Below are 18,915 nucleotides of genomic sequence, written 5' to 3' on the forward strand. Positions count from 1 at the left end.
CGCCGTGACAAGTCCAACTCATGAACGCCCACCGCCGACTCTCGCGTTACGCTCAGCATCAACCATCGAAAGCGGTTTTCCGAGTCGAACGGGACGCCTTTCTGCGACTCGGCGTCACCGTTCTCCGGACCAGAACACTTATTCAGATACTTGACAACGAGTAGCTATGGACGCCAAACATCCGGTGCGAACCACCGAGAAGACACTGGCGCTCGTCGAAGAGTTGATGGAGAAAGGACCCTGTGGGGTCACGGAGTTGGCGAGCGACCTCCACATGGGAAAAAGCGCGGTCCACAACCACCTGACGACCCTCCAGAAACACGGGTACGTTCTCAAGGACGGCGACGACTACCGCGTCGGTCTGAAATTCCTCGAAGTCGGCGGTCACAGTCGGAAGTCGATGGAGGTGTATCAGGTCGCCGAACCCGAGGTCAAGTCGCTCGCCGCCGACACGGGTGAACTCGCCAACCTCCTCGTCGAAGAACAGGGGATGGGCGTCTACCTGATGCGGGCGAAAGGCGACGACGCCGTCGACCTCGACACCTACGCGGGCCTCCGAACGAACCTGCACACGACCGCCCTCGGGAAGGCGATTCTCGCGAACCTCCCGGAGTCGCGGGTGGACGAGATAATCGAGCGTCACGGTCTCGAACAGAAGACGCCGAAGAGCATCGGCACGCGACAGGAGCTGTTTCAGGTGCTCGAAGCGGTTCGAGAGCGGGGCTACGCCATCGACGACGGCGAGCGCCTCGAAGGACTGCGCTGCCTCGCGGCACCCATCAAATCGTCCTCCGGCGAGGTGCTCGGTGCCATCAGCGTCTCGGCACCCGCCAGCCGGGTCAGCGACGAAGACCTCCACGGGTCGCTCCCCGAACGCGTCCTGAGCGCGGCGAACGTCGTCGAGCTCAACATCAACTACTGACGCACCCTGTTCGCTATCTCGGAACAGACCGCGAACCCCTCGAATTCTCGATGTAGAGCCGTGTTAACACAGCTCTCGGCGTGTGATTACGAGTGAAAATTACACAGCTAGGCGTGTAACACATACTGTAGTCACCCGCAGAGCATCGTTCTGTTGTAGAGAATCGTGTTTGGAGCGGGCTGAGCCAACAGTCTCGGCCGGGTGAGGGTGCGAATGACGGGTGAGAAAACGACAGCAGAGGAAACGAGAGGAGACGAGAGAAAAGAACGAGACGATTGCAGACGGTCGCTGTCGACGACCGTCGGGAGCCGCTCAGTAGTTGTCGTAGACCGTCTTCTCGATGGTGTAGAAGTCGAGACCGGCGTCGCCCTGCTCGCGCCACGTCTCGGACGAGGAGCGCTTGAACCCGCCGAAGGGGACGTGGAGTTCGAGGCCGGTCGTCTTGTCGTTGACCTTCACGACGCCGGCTTCGGCCTCGTCGACGAAGCGGTTCGCCTCGGTGTGGTCGTCGGTGACGACGCTGGCCGACAGGCCGTAGTCGACGTCGTTCGCGACCACCAGTCCCTCGTCGAAGTCACTCACTTCGATGACGGCGACGACCGGACCGAAGACCTCCTCCTGTGCGATGCGCATGTCGGGGTCGACGTCGGTGAACACCGTCGGCTCGACGAAGTGGCCCGTCTCGACTTCCTCGCCCTCGGGGACGCCGCCGCCGGCGACGAGGGTCGCGCCCTCGCCCTCGGCGATATCGATGTATTCCAGCGTCGAGGAGAGCTCGGACTCGCTGACCTGCGGGCCCATCTCGTGGTCGGTTCCGGGGCCGACGTCGAGGGATTCCGCGCGGTCGACGAGTTCGGCGACGAAGTCGTCGTACACGTCCTCGTGGACGATGGCGCGGGAACACGCCGTACAGGACTGGCCGGTGGTGCCGAACCCGCCGTTAGCGACGATGTCGGCGGCCTCGGCGGGGTCGGCCGAGTCGGCGACGAGCGTCGGGTTCTTCCCGCCGAGTTCGGTCTGAACGCGCTTGCCGGCGTCTGTGGCCTGCTCGTAGACCATCTCGCCGACCTGACTGCTACCGGTGAACGAGACGAGGTCCGTGCCCTCGTTGCCGATGAACTCGCTACCGACCGAGCTACCGGGGCCGGTGACGACGTTGAGGACGCCGTCCGGAAGGCCGGCCTCGTCGAGCGCGCGGGCGATTTCGACGACGACGCCGGGCGCGATGGAGGCGGGCTTCAGGACGACGGTGTTGCCGGCGGCGAGCGCCGGGGCGAGCTTCCACGCGGGGATGGCGATGGGGTAGTTCCACGGCGTGATGAGCGCCGCGACGCCGACGGGCTCCTGCCGCGTGTAGAGGTTCGTGTTCGGTCCGCTCGCACCCTTCCTCGCGCCGCCGAGGTCGGCGGCCTTCGTCGAGAAGTAGTGGAAGATGTCGATTGCGCGTTGTACCTCGCCCGCCGCTTCGGGCCGCGCCTTCCCCTCCTCGGCGATGAGAATCTCCGTCAGTTCGTCCTTCCGCTGGGCGAGGAGCGTGCCCGCCTCGCGGAGGATGCGCCCGCGCTCGGGGCCGGGCATGTTTCGCCACTCGTCTTCGGCCGCCACGGCGGCGTCGACAGCCGCCGCAGCGTCGTTCTCGTTCGAGTGCTGGTACGTCGCGACTACCTCGCTCGGGTTCGCGGGGTTCGTCACCTCGGCCGTCTCGCCGGTCTCCGAAGCGACCCACTCACCGTTGACGTAGTTTTTACTGGGTTCCGTCATCGGTCGTGTGTTCTCTCTTCCGACATACAATTCTTGCGAAATTGTCACCATTTGTAAGCCGTCAACGACGGCCGGTGCTCGGGCGACAGCGACGGTTACTGCTCGGGGAGTACACGCGAACTGAGCGACGAACTACCAACCCACACACTTTTGTAGTGGCTTTCGAGATATACGTGCGCAATGGTTGAGCAAGCGAAGCTTAGCGACCCGAACGCGGAGTACACGATGCGCGACCTGTCCGCGGAGACGATGGATATCACGAATCCGCGAGGCGGCGTCCGCGACGCCGAAATCACGGACGTACAGACGACGATGGTCGACGGGAACTACCCGTGGATTCTCGTCCGCGTCTACACCGACGCGGGCGTCGTCGGCACCGGCGAGGCCTACTGGGGCGGCGGCGACACCGCCATCATCGAGCGGATGAAACCGTTCCTCGTCGGCGAAAACCCCCTCGACATCGACCGTCTCTACGAGCACCTCGTCCAGAAGATGTCGGGCGAGGGCTCGGTTTCGGGCAAGGTCATCTCCGCCATCTCGGGCATCGAAATCGCGCTTCACGACGTCGCCGGGAAGCTCCTCGACGTGCCCGCCTACCAGCTCGTCGGCGGGAAGTACCGCGACGAGGTGCGCGTCTACTGCGACCTCCACACCGAAGACGAGGCCAACCCACAGGCCTGCGCCGAGGAGGGCGTCCGCGTGGTCGAGGAGCTCGGCTACGACGCCATCAAGTTCGACCTCGACGTGCCCTCGGGCCACGAGAAGGACCGCGCGAACCGCCACCTCCGCAACCCCGAAATCGACCACAAGGTCGAAATCGTCGAGGCCGTCACCGAGGCCGTCGGCGACCGCGCCGACGTCGCGTTCGACTGCCACTGGTCCTTTACCGGCGGGAGCGCCAAGCGCCTCGCGTCCGAGCTGGAAGACTACGACGTGTGGTGGCTCGAAGACCCCGTGCCGCCGGAGAACCACGACGTGCAGAAGCTCGTGACCCAGTCCACGACGACGCCCATCGCGGTCGGCGAGAACGTCTACCGGAAGTTCGGCCAGCGGACGCTGCTCGAACCGCAGGCGGTGGACATCATCGCGCCCGACCTGCCCCGCGTCGGCGGCATGCGCGAGACGCGGAAGATTGCGGACCTCGCGGACATGTACTACATCCCCGTGGCGATGCACAACGTCTCGTCGCCCATCGGGACGATGGCCTCCGCGCAGGTCGCCGCGGCCATCCCGAACTCGCTTGCCCTCGAGTACCACTCCTACCAGCTCGGCTGGTGGGAGGACCTCGTCGAGGAGGACGACCTGATTCAGAACGGTCGCATGGAGATTCCCGAGAAGCCCGGCCTCGGGCTGACGCTCGACCTCGACGCCGTCGGAGAACACATGGTCGAAGGAGAGACCCTCTTCGACGAGGAGTAACCCGAGAAAACTGTCCCACAGCGGCCGCATCAGCCTGACATAACACACCGACTGGACGCGACACCGCAGCCGAGAGAAGTGAGCGTCTCACCGCTCGCGGCGCGTCCGCCGTGGCCGCCTTTTACCCGCAGTCGTTCGACACCGGAGCGGCGCGACTCGCGCACGTCGCTACCGCGCTGCCGGGAGGCGAGTACTGACGACTACCGGAGCAGCGCTTGCGAACAAAAGATGAGAGAAGGTGTGGATGGTCAGTCCGAGGAGGTGGGGTGCCTGGAGGGCCCGCAGGGGTGAAAGAACGAACGGCGACAGGGGGTGTCGACCGAGTCGTCAGTCGGAGATGAACGCGCCGATGGCGCGGTTCGACGGGAGCTCTCGGTTCTTCAGCGCGTTGCCGGTCTCCCCGTCGAACAGGTGAATCGCGTCCTCGGGGAACGAGACGGTCGTCCGGTCGCCCGATTCGACCCTCGACCGTCCAGTGGTGGTCGCGGTGAACCGAGTCCCCTCGCGGCCCTCGGCGAACCGCAGATGGACGGTGTTCTCGTTACCCTGCGGCTCGACGACGACCACCTCGGCGTCGAAGGTTCGGTCGCCGGAGCGCCGCTCGCCGACCTCGATATCCTCGGGTCGAATGCCGAGCGTGAGGGCGCTCGCGCCGCCGAGTTGGTCTCTGGTCGCGTCCGAAAGCGGGTAGTCGAAGCCGTCGCCGCGGAAGGTGCCACCCTCCAGCGACCCGTCGAAGAAGTTCATCGACGGCTCGCCGATGAAGCCCGCGACGAACAGGTTGTTCGGCCGGTGGTAGCAGTCCAGCGGCGTCCCGACCTGCTGGAGTTCGCCGTCGTCGAGGACGGCGACGCGGTCGCCCATCGTCATCGCCTCCGTCTGGTCGTGGGTGACGTAGATGGTGGTGACGCCGAGTTCCTCTTGGAGGCGCTGGAGCTCGGTGCGCATCTCCGCCCGGAGCTTGGCGTCCAGGTTGGACAGCGGCTCGTCCATCAGGAACACCTCGGGGTCGCGTACGATGGCGCGCCCGAGCGCGACCCGCTGTTGCTGGCCGCCCGAAAGCTGTCTCGGCTTGCGGTCGAGCAGGTCGGAGATGCCGAGCATATCGGTCGTCTCCTCGACCCGTTGGCGTATCTCGTCGTCCGGCAGGTCGGTCGATTCTTCGAGGCCGAACGACATGTTGCCGCGGACGCTCTTGTGCGGGTACAGCGCGTACGACTGGAACACCATCGCGATGTCCCGGTCCTGCGCGGACACGTCGTTGAGGACGCGGTCTTCGAGTCGGAGTTCGCCCTCGGTGACGGTTTCGAGTCCCGCCATCATCCGGAGCGTCGTCGATTTCCCGCACCCCGAGGGACCGACGAGCACGAGGAACTCCCCGTCGTCGATGTCGAGCGATATCTCTTCGACGGCGACGATGTCGCCGCCGCCGTCCTCGGTGTAAACCTTCGTTACGTCGTCGAGTGTCAATCGTGCCATAGCTACTGTTCGAGTTCTGTGAGGTCGGCTTCCTGGTCGTGTCGGCGGTTGTGTACCGCGGTTCCGGTCTCCGCGTCGAACACGTGAATCGTGTCCGGCGGAATCCTCACCGTGACGCGGTCGCCCCGCGTGACGAGGTGCATTCCCTCCGTGACCGCCTGTAACGCGTCGTCGTCGGAAGGTTGGTCCGGGTGCGAGAGGTGGAGGACGTTCTGGTCGCCGTGGGGTTCCACGACAGTCACGTCCATATGGAGTTCGTGATCGTCGAGCGCGGCGTCGTCGGGGGCCGCGTCGGCGACTTCGATGTCTTCGGGGCGCACCCCCAAGACGAGGTCGTCGCGGTCGTCGACGGACTCCATCACGTCCTCGTCGAGCGGGTACGAGAAGTGTTCACCGACGAACGTCGACTCCGAGCGCGTTCCGCGGACGAGGTTTATCATCGGCTCGCCGATGAACTCCGCGACGAACAGGTTGTTCGGCTCGTGGTAGCACTCGAAGGGAGAGGCAACCTGCTGGAGTTCGCCGTCGTCCATGACGGCGATACGGTCGGCCATCGTCATCGCCTCCGTCTGGTTGTGGGTGACGTAGACGGTCGTGACGGCGAGTTGGTCCTGCAGGTTCTGGAGCTCGGTGCGCATCTCCGCCCGGAGCTTGGCGTCCAGGTTGGACAGCGGCTCGTCCATCAGGAACACCTCGGGGTCGCGTACGATGGCGCGCCCGAGCGCGACCCGCTGTTGCTGACCGCCCGAGAGTTCGTCGGGCTTGCGGTCGAGCAGGTCGGCGATGCCGAGCGTCTCCGCGACTTCGACGACGCGCTCGTCGCGCTCCGCAGACGTGTATCCCTCCTCTTCTTCCAGCCCGAACCGGATGTTCTGCCGGACGGTCATGTGGGGGTACAGCGCGTAGTCCTGGAACACCATCGCGATGTCGCGGTTCTGCGGGACGCGGTAGTTCATGTGGTCCCCGCCGATGTAGATGTCCCCGCTGGTCGGGGTCTCCAGGCCGGCGAGCATCCGGAGCGTCGTCGACTTCCCACAGCCCGACGGGCCGACGAGCACGAGGAACTCCTCGTCGGCGATGTCGAGCGACAGGTCGTCGACGGCGACCGTGTCGCCGAAGCGCTTCGTCAGGTCGGTGAGTTGAATCTGTCCCATAGCTTAGGCCTCCGTGCGAAGTCCCTTGGCGAACTGCTCGGCGAACGCGACGTACAGGATGAGCGTCGGAACCGCGGCGAGGAACGCCGCGGACATCCTGATACCGAAGTCGATGCCGGAAGTCGACGCCCCGATTGCGGGCAGCACCAGCGTGACCGGTGCTGCGGGCGCGTCGGACCCGGTGACGAGCGTGAACGCGAAGAGGAACTCGTTGTAAATCTGCGTGAACTGGTAGATGAACACGACGCCGAACATCGGCTTCGAGATGGGCAGGATGATGCGCCGGTAAATCTTCGTGATGCTCGCGCCGTCGATTTTACCGGCCTCCACGAGCGAGTTCGGGAGGCTCTGGTAGTACGACCGGAACAGTATCGTACAGATGGGAATCCCGTAGGCGATATGGGTGATGACGAGGGGGACGAGTTCCGCGTGGTACCCCTGGAAGAAGGGTATCGACGCCACCATCGGCTCTATCATCCGCGCGAGCGGGAAGATGTTGTTCCAGAAGCGCGCGAGCGGGACCAACACGGCCTGGTAGGGGACGAAGACGCCGACGACGAAGAGCATCAGCACGCCCATCTGGGCCCGCCAGTTGACCATCGTGAGGCCGTAGGCGGCCATGCTCCCGAACAGGACGCTCCCGATAGTCGCCGGAATCGACATGATGAGCGAGTTGAAGAACGACCCCGAGAGCTGTTCGAGGGCGAACTGGATGTTACCGAGGGTGAAGCCCTCGCCGACCGGCGGCGCGAAGGGGAGCGAGCGGGCGACCGACTCGTTCGTCTTGATGGCGGTCATGATTCCCGTCTCTAGCGGGACGAGGAAGAAGCCGAGGAAGAACACGACGAGCGCGTACTGGGCGACGCGCCGGAGGTTCACGTCCTCAACGAGCGATGCGACGTCGAAACTGCCTGTGGATGACGACTGTGACATGGTCAGAGACTCCCCTGTTTGTACTGGTAGTAGAGGTACGGTCCGATGACGCCGAGCGCCATGACGAGGAGCATGGTCGCGATGGCGGCCGAGTAGGCCCACTCACCGAACTTGAACGCGCGGCGCACCATGAGCGTCGCCAGGATGTCCGTCCCGTTCGGCGGGCGGTAGCGTCCGACGAGAGCGTACAGGAAGGTGAACGCCTTCAGCGCGAACACCATCAACACGACGGCCGCGCTGACGGACGCTTCCTTCAGTTGCGGGACGATGATGCGGAGGTAGGTCCGAGTGATGCTCGCGCCGTCGACGCGGGCCGCCTCGAACTGGTCGTCGGGAATCGACTGGAGCCCCGCGAGGTAGACGACCATCGTGTACCCGCTGAACTGCCAGATGAGGGCGAATATCACCGCACCGAGCGCGATTGATGGGTTCCCCAGCCAGTCCACGGGATTGAACCCGAGGGTCGTCACGACGAGGTTGAGGATGCCGCTTTCGACGTTGAACATCCAGAGCCACAGTTGTGCGGTGACGACGAACGAGAGGCTCATCGGGAGGAGATAGACCGTCTGGAACTTCTCGGAAAAGCGGATGCCGTGGTCCAACAGGATTGCGAGGAACAGTCCGAGTACCAGACAGATAGTCGTAAAGCCTACCAGGAGGACCAAGTTGTTCTGCGCGGCGGCGATGAACGCGTCGCTCGACAGCGCCTGGGCGTACATCTCCAGGTCGAGAACGGAGTAATCGGGGGTTCCGAGGCCCTCGTAGTCCGTAAACGAGATGGCGAAGTTGTAGCCGATGCCACCGTAGACGGCGATGCTCATGAGGACGAACGGGATTCCCCAGTACGGCGCGGAGCGAACGAAGTCGCTGTTGAGGAAATACTGGAGCTTCGACTCCCACCCGACCGCCTCGTCGGTCGCGTCGGAGACGTGCTCCGTGTTGTCGTGTGTGGCCATGGATATACCTATTATTTTATTTGTGAGTGATAAAGGTGTAGTTTCGACCGAAGCCCTACTCGGAGACCGCTTCGATGAGCGCGTCGGCGGTGGCCTCGACCTTGAACGGCCCCATGAAGTTGTCGCCGAAGGCGGTCTTACACGCGCCCATCGTCTTGGGCGTGACTGCGAGCCCGTGGGCGATGGTCGGCGGGTAGGCCTCCGAATCGGTGAGGTCCTCGTACGTCATCGCGAGGAAGTCGGTCAGTTCGCTCGGGTCGATGTCGGTGCGGAGCGGAACCGACCCCTTGGGGTTGTTGAAGGCGATCTGGGCCTTCTTCGAGCCGACGAACTTCTGCCACGCGATGGTCTCCTCGCGGCTCGGGTTGTTGCTCGGCGCGACGATGGAGTCGACGTGGTAGAAGTAGATACCTTCCGTGCCCGGGAACGGTATCCAATCCCACTGCTCTTTGTAGTTGAAGCTGTCGTCGGCGCGGAACATGCCGTAGACCCAGTTCCCCTGGTGGATGGTGGCCGCCTTCCCCGAGATGACCTTCTGGCCCGCCGTCGTGAAGCTAATGGACGAGGCGTCGGCGGTGATGTAGTTCTCGTTGATAGTCTTCAGCGCCTCGAGCGCCTCCACGACGGCCGCCCTGTCGGGGTTGCCCTCGATGAAGTTCGTGTACGCCTCGACGCCGCTTTGGCTCGTCAGAATCTGCGCCCAAAGCTGGAGGTTCGTCCACGGCGCGACCATCGCCTGCGCCATCGGCGTCACGTCCGTGTTCTGGTCGATGGTTTCGAGCGCGTCGAGGAGCGCGTCGACGCTATCGAGGCTCGACGCGTCGATGCCGGCCTCCTCGAAGACGGCGGTGTTGTAGAACAGGTTGTTCATCCGGTGGGACCCGATTGGGACCGCCGGCATCTTGTCGTTGAACTTACACAGTTCCACCGCGCGGGACTGCATGGTGTCTTTGAATCCCTCGGCGTCCCACACGTCGGCTTCGAGGTCCATCAGTGCGCCCGAGTACCGTTCGAGGTTCTTCCCCGGCCAGTTGGCGAACGAACTCATCGGGTTGTTGTTCGCGAGCCGTCGAAGAATCGTCGCGTTGAGGTTCACGTTCGCGCTGGCCCCGACCGCCTGGAAGTTCGTATCCATCTCGGGGTGCTCCTCCTCGAACGCCTCGATGAGCGCGGTGACCGCCGCCTCGCCGTCGCCGCCGGCCCAGCCGTGAAGGACTTCGAGTTCCGAGTCCCACGTGCTGCCTGAACTGTCCCCACCGGTCTCGGTGTCGCCGCCGGACCCGTCGGAACCGCTCCCGCTCTCGGTGGCCTCGGTCTCGGAGCCGCCACCCCCGGTACATCCAGCGAGGCCGGCGGCGGCACCCACGGACAGGGCTTTCAGGTACTTTCGGCGGTTCACACTTTCATCGCTACAGCCATGCTCAGCCATGTTGTACCCATGTTATCTTCCCTCATATATAGGTTGTGAATGACTGATGATGATATAAAAACGGAGGGGTCGAATCAACTCGTCTCGAAAATGTTTCGCGTTCGTTCTCCTGAATAATAGTTCGGAACCGCGTTCGACGGGTGAACCAACCGGCGAGCGGGGACGGGCGTCGTCAGCCGCGGCGCGCCTCGCGACAGGTCGGAACCTCACTCACAGTTCGCTCCGGTCCCCGCTCACTCCACGACAGTCGCCGAGTTGTCCCGCGGGCGGTAGCCGATGGCGCGCATCGTCTCCGTGAGCGAGAGGTACCGGTCGTCGTTCGCGGAGACGAGGTTGACCGCGAGCGGCGAGTCCGGGAGGGGAGCCTCGACGGCCCGGCGCATCCCCTGTGCGCAGTCGTCGGGGCTGAGCCACATCGCGCGGACGTAGCGCGCGACGTCTTCTTCCTCGTCCATCTTCTCGCGGACCTCCTCGGCCGTCAGGAGCCACCCGATGCGGAGGTTGAGCACTTCCAGTCCGTGTCGGTCCGCGTAGTAGTTGCCCAGCGCCTCGCCGAACACCTTGCTCACGCCGTAGTACGAGTCGGGACGCGCCGGGTCCGACACGCCGACCGCCTCGGCGTCGGCGGCCAGGGTCTCCGGGCGGGTCGGGTCGGCGATGTTGTACATCTGGTGGACGTGGTTCGTGCTGGCGAAGACGAGTCGGTCGACGTCGGCCGCCAGTGCCGCCTCGTAGACGTTGTACGTGCCGCCGATATTGACCTCGTAGACGCTGTCCCACGCCGCGTCGGGGTTCGGATTGGCCGCGAGGTGAACGACGATATCGTGGCCCTCGAACGCCTCAGTCAGCGCGTCCTCGTCGCGCACGTCGAGGATGATGCTATCGAGTCCCTCGCGTTCTCGGTGCGTGATGGGCGTCACGTCGTGGTCCGAGTCCAGCGTCTCGACCGTGACTCTTCCGACGTTGCCAGCCGCTCCGGTAACCGCAATACGTGCCATACAATGACAATCGACGGAAGTCTAATAAACGTGTTCCAAGCGCCCGTCGCCGGATTGCCACGGGGAAAACACGTATGCGACAGGGTCACAATCACGGTGTATGGTCGACCGACCAACCGCTTTGGAAGACCCGCTCGACGGGCGGGCGGCGCTCGTCACGGGAGCGAGTTCGGGAATCGGCGCGGCGACGGCGCGCGTGCTCGCCGAAGACGGCGCGGACGTATGTCTCGCCGCCCGCAGAGTCGAGCGACTGGAATCGCTCGCGGACGAGATTCGCGCGGCGACGGACGCCGCCGTGAGCGTCGTGCCGACCGACGTGACCGACCCCGACGCGGTCCGGGCGCTCGTCGACGCGACCGTCGAGCGGTTCGGTTCGCTCGACATCGTCGTCTGCAACGCCGGTCTCGGCGTCGACAAGCCGGTCGCTGAACTCACAGACGAGGAGTACCGGCTGATGACCGGCGTCAACGTCGACGGGATGTTCTACACGGCGAGAGAGGCGATTCCGCACCTCGTGGAGACGGAGGGCAATATCGTCTTCCTCGGGAGTATGTCCGGGAACCACCCGCGACCCCACAACCCGGTGTACGCCGCGACGAAGTGGTGGGTCCGCGGGTTCGCGTCGAGCCTGCAGGGGTCCATCGGCGAGGAGAACGTCGGCGTGACCTGCGTCAACCCGACCGAGGTCAGGACCGAGTTCGGCTCCGAGAGCGGCGAGACGCAGGCGGAGTCGTTCGACGAGGGCGAGGTGACGGAGGCGATAGAGGTCGCCGACGCCATCGCCTACGCGGTCCGGCAGCGGTCGCCGAACACGGTGCTCTCGCTCGACCTCTACCGGCGAGACAAGATTTCGCACTTCTGAAGGCGTCGACGAGAGTGGCGGCGACCCCCGCGAACTCGGGGGAAGCGTATTTTGCGGTCGATTGCGAACGAACGGCCATGACTGTCACACGAGCGGTCGACACGTCGTGCCGGCTCGGCGAGGGGCCGGTCTGGCACCCCGACGAAAAGCGGCTGTACTGGGTAGACATCGAAGCCGGGCGGCTCCACCGCTACGACCCCGAGACGGGAGCGCACGACTGTCCCGTCGAAACGTCGGTTCTCGCCGGCGTCACGCTGCAGCGCGACGGGTCGCTGTTGGCGTTCATGGACCGCGGTCGCGTCGGCCGCGTCGTCGGTGGCGAACTCGAAGCGGTGACGCGAATTGTCGACTCGCCGACCCGGTTCAACGATGTCATCGCCGACCCCGCCGGGCGGGTGTTCTGCGGGACGATGCCCACGGAATCCGCGGGCGGGCGGCTGTTCCGCCTCGACACCGACGGGACGGTGACGACGGTCGAGACCGGCGTCGGTATTCCGAACGGGATGGGCTTCACCCGCGACCGCGAGCGGTTCTACTTCACGGAGACCGAGGCACACACCATCTATCGGTACGGCTACGACGAGGAGACGGGAGCCGTCTCGGACCGCGAGCGGTTCGTCGAATCGCCGGACACCCCCGGACTGCCGGACGGTATGACGGTCGATTCGGCGGGCAACATCTGGTCCGCCCGCTGGGAGGGGGGCTGTGTGGTCAAGTACGACGGCGACGGAACCGAACTCGAACGGTTCGACGTGCCGACGGAGAAAGTGACGAGCGTCGCGTTCGGCGGGTCCGACCTCGATACGCTCTACGTGACGACCGCCGGCGGCGACCCGGACGGGAGAGCAGGCGACGCGGCCGGGGCGCTGTTTCGCCTCAACGTGGAGGCGACCGGTCGCCCCGAGTTCCGCTCTGACGTTCGGCTGGACTGAGCCGAAGCGGACACCGCCCGCGGGCGGTCAGTTCAGGTCGACCGCGCGCCCGGTGTCGGCGCTCTCGTAAACCGCGTCGATGGTCCGCATGAGGTCGACGGACTCCTCGCGGTCGATTCGCGGCGTCTCGCCGGTCTCGACGGCGCGGGCGAACGCCTCGACCTCGCGTCGGTAGTTATCTATCGGGTCGAACGTCTCGGTGACGACGCGGCCGTCGGTCGCATAGGTGAGTTCGGCGGACGCCGTCGGCTCGATGTTGAACGCGGTCTTCGCCTCCAGCCAACCGTCGGTGGTCTGGACGCGGTAGTACTGCGTCTCGGGCGTATCGAACGATGACTCGACCCGGGCGGTCGCGCCGGAGTCGTACTCCAAGACGCCCGACATCCGCGTGTCGACGCCGCAGTCGCGCGTGTCGGTCGTGGTCGCGTACACCCGGTCGGGCGTCCCGAGGAAGAGTCGCGCCGCGCTGATGGCGTAACAGCCGACGTCCATGACGCTCCCGCCCGCGAGTTCGGGCTCGATGCGGATGTTCTCCGCCCCGTCGGGCAGCCGGAACGAGAAGTTCGACGTGACCGAGACGACCTCGCCGAGTTCCGAGGCGACGAGTTCCGCGGCCCGCTCGGTCCGCGGGTGGAAGCGATACATGAACCCCTCCATCAGCGTGACGCCCGAGTCCTCGCAGTAGTCGAAGACGGCGGCCGTCTCGTCGGCGCTGGCGGTCAGCGGCTTCTCGCAGAGCACGTGCAGACCGTGGTCGGCGGCCGCCCGAACCCAGTCGGCGTGGAGGCTGTTGGGAAGCGGGATGTAGACCGCGTCGAGGGAGTCGTCGGCCAACAGCGCCTCGTAACTGCCGTACGCGGTGGGAATGCCGACCTCGTCGGCGACCGCGCTCGCCCGCGTCTCGTCGCGGGACGCGATGGCGGCCGCCGCGTGGTCGCTCGCCTGAATCGCCGGAATCACCGATTCGATGCCGATACCTGCGGTGCCGAGGATACCAAACTGCATGCGGGGAGGTGCGGCGACCCCGATAATAAAACTCCGGGCGAAAACGCGTCGAATCGGGGCTTACGCCTCGTCGGAGGCGGAGTCGACGTCGGTGTCGACCGGGACGTCGGTGCCGCGCTCCGCCGCGGCGTAAATCGCATCCATCGCGCGCATGTCTACGAGCGCGTGGTCGCCGTCAGGCTCGGGGTCGGTCTCCGTTAGGAGGCGGGACGCGAAGTAGTCGAACTCCTCGGTCATCTGGTTCACCTGCTCGAAGTCGTAGTCGGCTGACTGGTCCCCCCACGACAGCCGGAAGCCGCGCTTCTGTCGGTTGTAGAACGCGGGCTCGATTTCGAGTTCTCCCTCGGTGCCGGTCACCCGGAGGTGGCTCGACTGGTAGGCCGACTGGCTGGCGGTGCAGACCGCGAGCGTGCCGTCGTCGAAGTCGACGCCGAAGCTGACGTGTTCGTCGCCGACGGCCTCGAACGCCTCGTCGTCGACTCGGGCGCGCGCCCTGACGCGGACGGGGTCGGCGTCGAGGACGAACCGGGCGGTGTTCAGCGGGTAGAGCCCGATGTCCATGACGGTCGCGCCGCCGGAGAGTTCTGGGTCGAGTCGCCACTGGTCGGGGTCGGGGACGACTTCGTCCAGTAGGCGCTGGGACATGTGCCCGTGGACGAACACCGGGTCGCCGACGACGCCGGCTTCGACGAGTTCGCGGGCGCGTCGGACGGCCGGTTCGGTCTGCATCCGATAGGCGACCATCAGGGGCACGTCGGCGCGGTCGCAGGCGGCGACGAGTTTCTCGGCCCGCTCGACCGACGCTTCGAGCGGTTTCTCGCAGAGGACGGCCTTCCCCAACTCGGCGGCGGTCTCGACGTACGGGAGATGTAATCCATTCGGCGTGACGACGTACACCGCGTCGTAGGCGTCGGCCGCGACGCCCTCGTGGAACTCGTCGTAGGTGAGCCCGTGGGTTATCGACCCGGCCAGCTCTCTCGCGCCCTCGGCTTTCTCCTTCGAGCTACTGACGACGACCGTCGTCTCGCAGAACTCGGACTCCTCGACCGCGGGAATCGCCTCGTCGCGGGTCCACCAGCCGAGGCCGATCATGGCGAGCCTAACGGTTCCCGTCACGTCGTCGCCCTGCCAGTCGCGGCGCGTGAACTCCTCTGTGATATCGGTGGGCGTGGGTGTCATACGGTGGTGACGCCGTTCGAGAGGGTGCCGATACCCTCGACGGTGATGTCGACGCGGTCGCCTTCTTGGAGGTCGAACGGTTGTTCGGGGACGAGCGAGGTACCGGTGAGGATGACCGCCAGTTCGGGGACCGTGTTGTGGCGCGTGAAGTACGACACGAGTTCCTCGCAACTGCGGACCATCTCGCTAGTGTTCGTGGCGTCGTCGTAGACGACCTCGCCGTCGCGCTCGATAGTCATGCTCATCTCTAACTCGTGAGGGTCGTCGATGTCATCGGGCGTGACCACGCACGGGCCGAGCGAACAACAGCGGTCGTAGACCTTCGCCTGCGGCAGGTACAGCGGGTTTTCGCCCTCGATCGACCGACTGCTCACGTCGTTGCCGACGGTGTAGCCGACGATTTCGCCACGCCGCAGGACGATACCGAGTTCGGGTTCGGGGACGTCCCACTGGGAGTCGTCTCTGACGCCGATGGCGTCGCCCGGTTCGACGGTCCGAGAGGGGGTGGCTTTGAAGAAAATCTCCGGCCGGTCGGCATCGTACACGTCGTAGTACATGTCCGGCATGGAACTCTCTTCTTCGCGCGCCTGCTCGCTGATCTGGTAGGTGACGCCCGCCGCCCAGACTTCTTCGGCGTCAACTGGGACGGTCGTGTGCTGGTCGACGAACTCTTGGTCGACGACGTCGGCGTTTTCGGTGAGTTCAGCGGCGAGTCGGTCGATTGGGATTCGGGCGATAGCGGCCACCCGGGCCAAATCCCCGAACGTCCGGAGGTCCTCGTCGGCGCTCGTGAGGTCGTACGTCGTGGAGTCGCGAGTTGCCGTGAGACAGCGCTCTCCCGACACCTCAAGCTGGTGGTACTGCATTCAGTATCCCCATTACCATCTATTGTTATAAAAGTACGTCCCGACGTGGACACCAACTGGCGGCGGACGGCGCGGAATCGCGGGACGAGAGCGAGTTCGAGAGGAGATCGTATCCGAGCGACGAGGAGCCGACCGCCGAACGGCGGCCGCGACGTGGCCGCCAAGGGCTCGGAACCGTCGTGCTGGCATCCGACAGGGTTGTTCTCATGGTCAGAACACGGGCGCAGAGAGACGGAACGTTCGACGTTCATGATTTCGGCCGTTTCGGACGTGTTCTCACGGTCTGCCGCCTCCCCGAAGAGACACGTCTGCCAGAGACAGGAGAGATAGTCCGTCTTTGCGTGCGTATCGTTGACATTCAGCGTATCTTCGGCCCGGGGGCGGCCGAATCAACAAGTTCTCTATCACAGAACGATAGGTCGTCGATATCGACCGGGAATGTTCACAACGCAAGCGCTTGACGCTGGACGGTCGCGGCCCAGATTACACAGGTACGCTTGTAATGCAGAAGGGCGGAGGCCGGCGAAAGCGACCGGATTGGGCGAGCACCGAGGAGAGACATGATGCGAGACCGAGCGTGATTCCGCGCCGTAGACTGCATTCTCCATTACAGAACACCTATCGAGTCGCCCTTCGGAACCGGCGGTGACCGCGCGTCGAAGACAGTACGGATGTTCGAGAGAACCCTCTCGGCCGGCGACGGGATGACGACGTGCGGAAGAAGATACGGAGGGTCGCGTCAGAACGCGCTGTCGGCGAACCCGCCGTCGACGGTGACGATCTCACCGGTCACGAACGAAGACGCGTCGCTCGCGAGGTAGACCGCCGCGCCGACGATTTCCTCTCGCTCCGCGACTCGGCCGAGCGGCGTTCGCTCGTCGATTCGCGTGCGTTTTTCGGTCCCTTCGGCGTAGGTGTCGGCGTTCTGTGGCGTGATGACGAATCCCGGCGCGATGGCGTTGACGCGTATCTCGGGCGCGAGCTCCTTCGCCGACGCGCGGGTGAACGCCTCGACGCCGCCCTTCGCCGCCGAGTAGGCGGGGAGGTTCGCCATCGAGAGCCGCGCGGCCAGAGAGGAGATGTTGATAATCGACCCGCCGTCGGCGACGGCCGGGGCCATCGCCTGCGTGACGCGGCGGACGCCCCCGAGCGCGATGTCGGTGACGTGGTCCCAGGCGTCGTCGTCGATGTCGCGGACCGAGTCGCGGGAGATCGCGCCCTGCGAGGCGACGACCACGTCGATACCGCCGAACTCCTCGACGGCGCGCTCGCGGACGCGTTCGAGCGAGGACGGGTCGGTCACGTCGCACGTCTCCCGAACCGCGTTCGCGCCCAACTCCTCGATGGCGTCGGCCGTCTCGTCGACCGCCGACTGGCGTCGGCTGGTTGCGAGTACGTCCGCCCCCTCGCTGGCGAATCCGAGAGCGATTGCCTGTCCGATGCCGCTTGTCCCGCCGACGACGACAGCGCGCTTGTCACTGACGGAGACTGGCGTGTGCTCGTATGCGACCATGGTTCCAGTCCGCACGGTGCCGACATGATAGTTGCGGAACGCGCGATGGGAGTGCCGCATGCAATACGTTTTTACCGACCCGTGCCACATGTGCTCTCATGCGAGGACTTGCCAAAGTGGAGCGTAGCTCCGGCGCTATGGAGTTCGTCGAGCGACAGAAACCGGAACCGGACGCCGGAGAGGTGCTCGTAGAGGTCGACTACGCCGGCCTCTGCGGGAGTGACGCGGGCATCTACGAGTTCGAATCCGCCTTCGAACGGATGGAGCTCCCGACCGTCATCGGCCACGAGTACGCCGGGCGCGTGGTCGAAGTCGGCGACGGCGTGACTGAGTTCGGCGTCGGCGACCGCGTGGTCGAACGGCCGATTCGGGGCTGCGGCGAGTGCTATCAATGTCGCATCGGCGAGGAGAACGTCTGCCAGGACGCGGTCATCACGGGCGTCGACCACGACGGCGCTTACGAGCGGTTCATCGCCGTCCCGGAACGCGCCCTCCATCCGATTCCGGACGACGTGGAACAGCGACACGCCGCGGTCGCCGAACCCACGAGCATCGCCGCACGCGCCGTCATCGAGAACTCTCGCGTCGGCGCGGGCGACCGTGTGCTGGTCGAAGGACCCGGTCCGATCGGTCTGCTCACGGCCCAAGTCGCGGCCGCACAGGGCGGCACCGTCGTCGTCTCCGGCGTGGGACAGGACGCCGACTATCGGCTCCCGCTCGCGGAGGAACTCGGCTTCGAGACCGTCAACGTCGCCGACGACGACACCGAGGCGCGCCGCGAGCGACACACCGGCGGCGTCGGCTACGACGTGGTGTTCGACACGACCGGCCACCCCTCGGGGCTCACGACGGCCGTCGAAGAGGTCCGCAAGGGCGGCCAAATCGTCCTCGTCGGTCAGACCGGTGAGACCTCGATGCCCTACTCCCCGCTCGTCCGGGCCGAAATCGACCTGCAGTGCTCGTACGCGTCCATGTACGAGGACTTCGAGCGCTCCTTCCGGCTGATTCGCGACGGCGACGTGGACTGCGAGACGTTCGTCGACACCCGGTTTTCGCTGCTCGAAGCCGACGAGGCCTTCGAGACGTTCATCGAGGGCGGGACGTGCAAGCCGGTGTTCGATATCTCGGAGTTGGCGTAAGGGGGGTTCCGGTCGACCGCAACCCAGACCGAGAACTAATATAGTATATTAAACACAATATTAGATTCAGGCGAAGAAAGACATATCGGCCACAATCCCCTAACTGTGGCCATAATCAAATTTCTTGCCCAATCTAACTATTAAAAAATAAATATTCAGAATATAATATCCGCGATAGTTTGAATAAACAGCCGCATAGATAGATGACAACACACAAAATAAACCAAAATAGGCAAATAAATTCAATTTTTTGATATCATTCCCAATATATCTCCCGCCACTATTGTTTTTCTCACACAATTTTAATGCGCCAGTCGAACCTTGAACCGGGACATGGGACTACCGGGAGGTCGCCAAAGGACGAAGCG

16 protein-coding genes are annotated in these 18,915 nt (G+C 64.8%); 5 read left to right on the forward strand and 11 right to left on the reverse strand.

Translation table 11 applies throughout. The annotated features are described in order from the left end of the window. Positions 1-166: 166 nt before the first annotated feature. Positions 167-922, forward strand: coding sequence for an HTH-type transcriptional regulator XacR (xacR, locus tag BN984_RS16155; RefSeq protein ID WP_008097029.1), 756 nt, complete (start codon positions 167-169; stop codon positions 920-922). 312 nt (positions 923-1,234) lie between these two features. Here the strand turns inward: xacR and xacF are convergent, their stop codons facing one another. Beyond that, the gene (gene xacF, locus BN984_RS16160; protein WP_049968730.1) at positions 1,235-2,683 is read right to left on the reverse strand and encodes a 2,5-dioxovalerate dehydrogenase; all 1,449 of its coding nucleotides are present in this window, start codon (positions 2,681-2,683) and stop codon (positions 1,235-1,237) included. A gap of 180 nt (positions 2,684-2,863) precedes the next feature. On the opposite strand from xacF, the gene BN984_RS16165 reads away from it, so the two are divergent. After that, the gene (locus tag BN984_RS16165) at positions 2,864-4,102 is read left to right on the forward strand and encodes a xylonate dehydratase (RefSeq protein ID WP_004972176.1); all 1,239 of its coding nucleotides are present in this window, start codon (positions 2,864-2,866) and stop codon (positions 4,100-4,102) included. Between the two features lie 327 nt (positions 4,103-4,429). Here BN984_RS16165 and xacK read toward each other — a convergent pair whose 3' ends face one another. The 6 genes from xacK to BN984_RS16195 form a co-directional block, all read right to left on the reverse strand. Next, a complete protein-coding gene (xacK, locus tag BN984_RS16170) occupies positions 4,430-5,581 on the reverse strand; it encodes a xylose/arabinose ABC transporter ATP-binding protein XacK (RefSeq protein ID WP_049968731.1) in 1,152 nt (383 codons plus the stop codon). A gap of 2 nt (positions 5,582-5,583) precedes the next feature. Further along, on the reverse strand, positions 5,584-6,735 hold the full coding sequence (gene xacJ, locus BN984_RS16175) for a xylose/arabinose ABC transporter ATP-binding protein XacJ (protein ID WP_049968732.1): 1,152 nt from the start codon (positions 6,733-6,735) through the stop codon (positions 5,584-5,586). Positions 6,736-6,738: 3 nt separating this feature from the next. Then, on the reverse strand, positions 6,739-7,668 hold the full coding sequence (xacI, locus tag BN984_RS16180; RefSeq protein ID WP_004972182.1) for a xylose/arabinose ABC transporter permease XacI: 930 nt from the start codon (positions 7,666-7,668) through the stop codon (positions 6,739-6,741). A gap of 2 nt (positions 7,669-7,670) precedes the next feature. Beyond that, positions 7,671-8,624 (reverse strand): xylose/arabinose ABC transporter permease XacH, encoded by a 954-nt coding sequence (xacH, locus tag BN984_RS16185; protein WP_008097040.1) that lies wholly within the window; start codon positions 8,622-8,624, stop codon positions 7,671-7,673. 55 nt (positions 8,625-8,679) lie between these two features. Continuing rightward, a complete protein-coding gene (locus tag BN984_RS16190) occupies positions 8,680-9,990 on the reverse strand; it encodes an extracellular solute-binding protein (RefSeq protein ID WP_181950722.1) in 1,311 nt (436 codons plus the stop codon). A 296-nt stretch (positions 9,991-10,286) separates the two neighbouring features. After that, positions 10,287-11,051, reverse strand: coding sequence for an NAD-dependent epimerase/dehydratase family protein (locus tag BN984_RS16195; protein ID WP_008097042.1), 765 nt, complete (start codon positions 11,049-11,051; stop codon positions 10,287-10,289). A 100-nt stretch (positions 11,052-11,151) separates the two neighbouring features. Between BN984_RS16195 and BN984_RS16200 the strand changes: the two genes are divergently transcribed. Then, entirely contained in the window at positions 11,152-11,913 is a 762-nt protein-coding gene (locus tag BN984_RS16200; protein WP_162832780.1) for an SDR family oxidoreductase, read from the forward strand. 77 nt (positions 11,914-11,990) lie between these two features. Further along, complete coding sequence (gene xacC, locus BN984_RS16205; protein WP_049968734.1) at positions 11,991-12,845, forward strand: pentonolactonase XacC; 855 nt, start codon at positions 11,991-11,993, stop codon at positions 12,843-12,845. Positions 12,846-12,872: 27 nt separating this feature from the next. Here xacC and BN984_RS16210 read toward each other — a convergent pair whose 3' ends face one another. From BN984_RS16210 to BN984_RS16225, 4 genes are all read right to left on the reverse strand, one after another. Next, the gene (locus BN984_RS16210; protein ID WP_049968735.1) at positions 12,873-13,850 is read right to left on the reverse strand and encodes a D-xylose 1-dehydrogenase; all 978 of its coding nucleotides are present in this window, start codon (positions 13,848-13,850) and stop codon (positions 12,873-12,875) included. A 60-nt stretch (positions 13,851-13,910) separates the two neighbouring features. Then, a complete protein-coding gene (gfo6, locus tag BN984_RS16215) occupies positions 13,911-15,029 on the reverse strand; it encodes a D-xylose 1-dehydrogenase Gfo6 (RefSeq protein WP_049968736.1) in 1,119 nt (372 codons plus the stop codon). Then, complete coding sequence (locus BN984_RS16220; protein ID WP_049968737.1) at positions 15,026-15,895, reverse strand: fumarylacetoacetate hydrolase family protein; 870 nt, start codon at positions 15,893-15,895, stop codon at positions 15,026-15,028. Before BN984_RS16220 ends, gfo6 begins: the two co-directional genes overlap by 4 nt. A gap of 739 nt (positions 15,896-16,634) precedes the next feature. Further along, positions 16,635-17,408, reverse strand: coding sequence for an SDR family NAD(P)-dependent oxidoreductase (locus tag BN984_RS16225; protein WP_049968738.1), 774 nt, complete (start codon positions 17,406-17,408; stop codon positions 16,635-16,637). A 98-nt stretch (positions 17,409-17,506) separates the two neighbouring features. On the opposite strand from BN984_RS16225, the gene BN984_RS16230 reads away from it, so the two are divergent. Continuing rightward, positions 17,507-18,547 carry a zinc-dependent alcohol dehydrogenase gene (locus BN984_RS16230; protein WP_008097059.1) on the forward strand — a complete coding sequence of 347 codons (1,041 nt, stop codon included), beginning with the start codon at positions 17,507-17,509 and terminating at the stop codon, positions 18,545-18,547. Positions 18,548-18,915 lie beyond the last annotated feature (368 nt).

Origin of the sequence: Haloferax prahovense (assembly GCF_000723845.1) — an archaeon.
Classification (GTDB): domain Archaea; phylum Halobacteriota; class Halobacteria; order Halobacteriales; family Haloferacaceae; genus Haloferax; species Haloferax prahovense.